The sequence below is a fragment of the Methanosarcina spelaei genome, from assembly GCF_002287235.1.
In the GTDB taxonomy this organism is placed as follows: Archaea; Halobacteriota; Methanosarcinia; order Methanosarcinales; family Methanosarcinaceae; genus Methanosarcina; species Methanosarcina spelaei.
On the sequence record NZ_LMVP01000123.1, the window covers coordinates 1 to 5901 of the forward strand.

Sequence of the window (5901 nt, forward strand, 5' to 3'; positions counted from 1 at the left end):
AATGATCCCTAATAACTGCACTCGATTTTATACGACATTTCGTGTTTGACTCGAAACTAGTAAGAAAAAAACTAACAAAAGTAGCTAAACAAAAATGGCTAATAAAAGTAGCTAACAAAAATAACTAGTAAAAACAATTAATAAGGTAAAAACAACTAATTAGATAAACAATAACAACAGAAGAGAATTGTGAACCAAAAAACATATGGAGTCTCCCTGTCCTGGAAAGCTCACGCTACTGCCCAGGATCAGGGAACCTACTCAGGCTCCTTAAACTTAATATTTAAGCTGGAATCTGGATAATAGAGGATATTCTCAAAGGTTTGATACTATTAATATGGTTTTACCTGTACCTAACAATCCGGTGGAAGTCCGACTTGATACTTATTCAGGCAGAAGCTTCCTTGGTCAGGATATAAGCAACCATTTCAGGATTAAGTTTGCTTTCCCTTGAAACCTTTTCTTCGATTCTCTCAGCAGGTGTCCCCTCAGATTTTAACTCCCTTATTTTCTCAATGACTGAGGAAGGAATACTGTAGTACTCGTTAATGTCCTTTCTGTGACCCCATACATCGCCTTCGATAAGCTGGATTCTCTGCATCTCAAGGAACATTTCTATAGATTTTGAAACCGTGCGCCTGTAAGATTTGGGCAACTGAATTACCTCAATTTTCGGGCAGGTTTCAACGAGTGCAAAAATATCCTTGTTCGAAGGCCTGAAGGCCAGATGAACAACACGTTCATTAGGATTGAGAGTGAATATTTCCTCTCTAGAACTAACTACTCTAATTTTCATGTATGTAATTCCCCCACTATAAAGTTTCTATTTTTTACCTCAATATAAACTACTTATACTTATTATAAATATTTGTCTGCCCGCACTTTTATTTTTTACGCAGTTACTCAGTCTTTGATATCCGTTCCGGTCCTCATAGAGGCCGATAAAAGCCTGGAAAGAATAAGACCTATAAAAATAATCATAAATCAGAAATTTTAGTCCTCGCGAGAACATTCTCAGCAAAGAAATAAAAGAAAAAAACAAAAACCTGTCCTGAATGTGTCACTAAACGCACTCCTGAACGTATTCCGGAACATGATACTAAACGTGCCCCTGAAAGTGATACTAAACGTATCTCTGAAAGTGATATTGAATGTATTCCTGAACGTGCTCCAAACATAGATAAACTATACTCACAAAGTTTGAGAAATGTTCTGGAATACAGCATAGAGAGTACAACCATCCAGGACAAAAAAACTTAGAAGGAAAAGTCTACCTTATACTGCTGTTATATGACACTTAATGTTAGGTTATCTGGCAGCTTCATACTTCAGAGGAAGAGCGAGATAAATCCAGAAATTGAAAGAAAAAAGCAGAAAATAATTTAGGAAGAAAGATATTTTATAAGATTTACAACTGCTCTAGAAAGGAAAAAATAAGGACTGAGGTTACCTAATGCTGGAAAAAGTAAGGTATCAGCCTGCTGCTTGTATCTTTTTCCGGTTAACTATTAGCACAAACTTTACAGTAAACTTTGAATTTCTGACCTTTTTTAACTAAAAAATAATTCGGAGATTCAACACTCAGTCAGATGGATACGTTAGCACTTTAGAGTTCTAAGATAAGAGTAGGTTTTCTGATTTTGTTTTCTAAAAAGATCAGGTTTCTATTCACTATAAGCTTTTTCAGCTCCTGATAGACACATATAGAGAATTGAAGCTGAAGTACAGCACTGGAGCCTGTCTTTGAAGTAAAGTAGTATAACGTATTATATATTTCAGGTATATTTACCCTAAAGACAAGTTGATCAAAGATTACAATCCGTAAATACTGCATCCGTACAGGGTCCTAGTACTGAGATTCTGAATTAAGCTCATAAAACTTGACTTTAGAACCGGTCTGTAGATTACATATTTTTTCAGGAAACAAACATGGTATTCCTTGAATAACATGCACAACTATATGAAAATGCATGCTGATGGCAGCATTTTCATGCTAAATAAGGAATTGATTTTAGAATTGAAGCACTGGTTATGTACTGCACGAGAAATCCGAAAGACCGGAAAAGTGTATGCAGGCATCTCTATTCGAAATATGCCAAGATATTTAAAAAGATTAGAAAGAAGACTATAGGCAGAGTCTCATAGACTGGATAAGAAGCTCTGAGATTCCGCCTGTCAGCAGTTCAAGAAGGTAGGTTTAAACCTGAAATAAACTGCTTTTTGAAATTAATTATGCCAAAATATTCAGGCAAACGGATGTTTTGCTGAATCTTTTTTAGCAAGTGCTTCTTCGACAGTTGGCTTACCTTCCATAGCTCTTGCTATTGCAAGCTTTGTCGCTTCATAGTTAAATTCGTAAACTTTGTCCTTATCTTTAGCATCCCATTCAATAAATACTGAAACGATAATAAAAGTGTCATCAGCCTGTTCTTCAGGGAGCACACCATCAGCCACGGAATCCATAACTGCCTTTGCAACTGCAGCCTGAGCCGGCCCGAACATAAGGGCAGCTTGCGATACGTTTTTTATAGTTACCTTATTTACAAGCAGAGTCACAGGTTTGGGCTGGAGATTTGGTTCCAGGACTGCAAGAAGTGGGGTATGACCCTGCCTGGGCATTGCAAGTGAATTCATAAATGCTACTTCGACTGGCCCTCCTCTTGGCCCGATAACCAGGTCTATGTGTGCAATTTCCGGACCAGAACCTATGAGAGCTTCCCCTACCATACTTTTTAGAATATTTTTGACCAAGTTTAACACCTCATATGTTTCACAAATAAAGGCTTAATATCCAAAATCGCCAGAAAGAAGAGAATTAATTTTCATATTATCAATGAATAAGATAGCGAATCAGTTATTAAGCAGAACTACTCCTATCAGAGAGGATGATTAACTCTTTTAATACTTGCACACATACATAAATAATTTGCCAGTTTTGATTTTAACAAATTAAGGAAAAACGGAGCTTGAGATCAAGGAACAAAAGGGAATAAGTAAATTATATAGAAAAACGTAACTGGACATGTTTACTATCGAAAAATCTCTATTTTAAGTTATTATGACGTTTTAGAGCAATCAAGCAATACATACTCACTATTACATACTCACTATTACATACTCACTATTACATGTTCACTATTTCTGCATTTTTAGCTCCAGATAAAGAAAAATATCAATGAACTATCAAACTCGTTTTGTCTGAAACCGACACTGATTCCTTTTGCATGTACAAAAATAGGTCGGCTCCCCATTTGAGAGCTTGAGGATCGGAACTGACCAGGCTTTCATGATCAAAAAACTTTACTTGAGGGAGAATGGTGAGCAGGAAAAACCTATCTGTTACCGTGAAGCCTGCAAGTTTCGGGTTTTTCGGCAAAAGAGACAGGTTGACACATTCAAACTGAACCAGAGTTTGAAACTCTTCACTGTAATCGGATTTAAACCTCTTTAGCACGGGTTCGGTCAGTATTAAAGAAATTTGGGTCCCTTTTTTTGCGATTTCCAGGTAGAGAGAAATAAATGAGGGATGGAAATAAGAACTGAAGCCTAGAACCTGCCTTGAAAGAAGAAGATTTTCCACAAACTCGGAGTCAAGTTCGAACATGTGATTCAGATCTGGACGGATAAGTTTGCAGCTTTTCAATTCCCAGATTCGGCTTCGTAAAACCTGGGGGATTCCTTCTAAACTCCGTAGTGACCAGTAACCGAAATTGTCTTCGAACACTTTCATGGTATCCAGAAAAGGAGACATCCTATCCACAATCGCTTTCCCTATAATGGAGAGCTCATAAGTGTGATCCTTCTGTATGACCAGTTCTCTCTCTTTAAGTTTTTTAAGCTGGGGAAGGATAGAGACGGAATCTACTGACAGGTGTTCCTGAATTTCACCTATGGATCTGGGTCCATCTTTGAGGTAAATCAGAAGGTTTCTGCGTCTCTCAGACCGAAAGACCAGTTTCATTAAACCGATTTTTGTGCCCATCCGAATCACCATCAAAAAAGTTTATTATGAGAAGATGGTGTGGCAGTTATAAATATGTTTTCATTAAATTTATACAGTAATAGGTAGACATAACAAGCAAAAACGAACTTTACAGGAATTTAAGGGTTGAAATCGCTTTAGAATGAGTAAACAACAGTATAATTTTTATTACTGAGTTTGCCTTTGGATAGGTTTCGAACAGTTTTTTGAAAAATTGTCGATTAGTTAGCAAGAAATGTTATTAAGTTTGCTAATGAGTTTTTAGAGCAATCACATTCTAATGCTCCTGAGTAAAGCCAGCTTTTTCTTCCAGTGATCAAGCCCTCGCTTTGCAGCATACCACTCAAGATATTCCTCAGCGAGAAGTTCGCCAGCTTCGAATTTTTTTATGAGTTCGGTAGAGATCAGATCGTACCGATCTTCAAACTCATCGCAGATCATGGCGTAGCGATCAATCTTGTATTTTGCAAGATGTTTCTCATGTTCCAGAGCCGAGCGAATAATCTCGCTTGCTTCCTGAAGCGAGTAGTCGGTATCAATCTGCAAGGTCAATTCCATGTTTATCCCATTGAAAAAAAATTATTGTTGGTAATAAAAAATAATCCTATATTTCTTTTTCTATTTTGTTAGCCAGATTCTTCCATCCTGACCCGGAAATTTCAGTTAACTTATCATTTCGTTCCCAGAGCTTATTTGCACTCTATGTTTTCACTTGCATCCTATGTTTTCACTTGCATCCTATGTTTTCACAATTGAAACCATTTACCTCTTTTGAGCAGAAAACGCCACTAAAAACTTCAGGTTAGTCCTATTTTAAATTGAATTTATTTTAAAGTAAAAAACCTGAAGTGAAAAAAGGCAGTATGCTAAGTTTTCTGTAAATTTTCTTCGTAGTTTATTATAGGTTTAGCCCCCTCCTTATTTCTTCATTCAGATAAGGCTTGTAATTCCTTTCTACCTTTAATGCCGTAATTTACAGTTATCCCCACTAAAAGTATAGCTAATGAACAGTACTTTTGGACAGAACTCCTTGTATAATTGACCCTGTCATCATTTGGGTTTTAACTCTTAGTTTTGGCGTACGCTTGCAGCGTACACTTTCCAGTTTGAAACGAGAATATGAAACTGAGTCTCGTAAAACCATAAGCAATAGCAGCTGGCACTATCGTTTTACTCCAGAACTTGTTGAGCTCCTGCATCAATGTGTAATTCACGGATAGAAGAACTTGCAAAAGAACCTGGTAGAAAACTCAGTAAGAAACTCGAAAACTTCCAGGATATTATCATTCAGGACAGCACAATTGTTCGTCTTCATTCTTCTTTAGTAGATAAGTTTCCAGCAGCAAGAGCAAGAACAGTAGCTGCGGGAATAAAAGTAGGAGTTATGGTAAGTCAGTTGCTAACGGCCCTAAAACCGTTGCTCTGTACTCCGAAAAAACAGCTGAGATAAAAACACTGAATCGGTCCCTGGATCAAAGACCGTATTCTCCTTGTTGATCTTGGTTTCTACAAAACTCAGATGTTTAACAGACAAAGGGTTAGATGTGAGTGGTTTGAGTAAAAAATGAATGAATTGGATCAAAAAAGAATAACAAGAGAAGGAAGTGAAGCCTTAACCGATGACCAATGAAGTTTCATCAACTCTCCAAGAGTTATTAGTTGGTCTTAAGTGCCTTCTTACCTTCCTTTCTATTTCAGGTGAATATTGATGTGCCCATCTTATAATGGTAGTATGGTCGACTATTACTCCTCTTTCTGCCATCATTTCCTTTAAATTTCGGAAACTCAATGAATATTTTAAGCACCATCTTACGTTTAGTAGAATAATTTCTCCTTCATAATGCTTCCATTTAAAAGGATTTACTGTTGGGTAAGTCGGGAGGATTGCTCCTCCTTTCTCCCCTAGGAACCGTACTTGA

At 37.0% G+C, this 5901-nt stretch carries 4 protein-coding genes and 3 pseudogenes; 1 reads left to right on the forward strand and 6 read right to left on the reverse strand.

What is annotated here, in order from left to right; all coding sequences use genetic code 11:
• Window positions 1–388: 388 nt before the first annotated feature.
• The 5 genes and pseudogenes from ASJ81_RS08050 to ASJ81_RS08080 all read right to left on the reverse strand — a co-directional run.
• The gene (locus ASJ81_RS08050) at window positions 389–796 is read right to left on the reverse strand and encodes a DUF1699 family protein (protein ID WP_095644032.1); all 408 of its coding nucleotides are present in this window, start codon (window positions 794–796) and stop codon (window positions 389–391) included.
• 1448 nt (window positions 797–2244) lie between these two features.
• Window positions 2245–2760 (reverse strand): formaldehyde-activating enzyme, encoded by a 516-nt coding sequence (gene fae / locus ASJ81_RS08065; RefSeq protein WP_245859938.1) that lies wholly within the window; start codon window positions 2758–2760, stop codon window positions 2245–2247.
• A 412-nt stretch (window positions 2761–3172) separates the two neighbouring features.
• The gene (locus ASJ81_RS08070) at window positions 3173–3982 is read right to left on the reverse strand and encodes a helix-turn-helix transcriptional regulator (RefSeq protein WP_245859942.1); all 810 of its coding nucleotides are present in this window, start codon (window positions 3980–3982) and stop codon (window positions 3173–3175) included.
• 270 nt (window positions 3983–4252) lie between these two features.
• Window positions 4253–4540: a hypothetical protein gene (locus tag ASJ81_RS08075; protein ID WP_048108737.1), complete on the reverse strand. Its 288-nt coding sequence runs from the start codon at window positions 4538–4540 to the stop codon at window positions 4253–4255.
• A gap of 368 nt (window positions 4541–4908) precedes the next feature.
• A pseudogene (locus ASJ81_RS08080) lies at window positions 4909–5019 on the reverse strand (IS5/IS1182 family transposase); the annotation flags it as partial.
• Between ASJ81_RS08080 and ASJ81_RS08085 the strand changes: the two are divergent.
• A pseudogene (locus tag ASJ81_RS08085) lies at window positions 5020–5513 on the forward strand (IS4 family transposase); the annotation flags it as partial. It lies immediately after the preceding pseudogene.
• An 87-nt stretch (window positions 5514–5600) separates the two neighbouring features.
• Here ASJ81_RS08085 and ASJ81_RS23265 read toward each other — a convergent pair.
• Window positions 5601–5867: pseudogene (locus tag ASJ81_RS23265) on the reverse strand (IS6 family transposase); the annotation flags it as partial.
• Window positions 5868–5901: the final 34 nt, after the last annotated feature.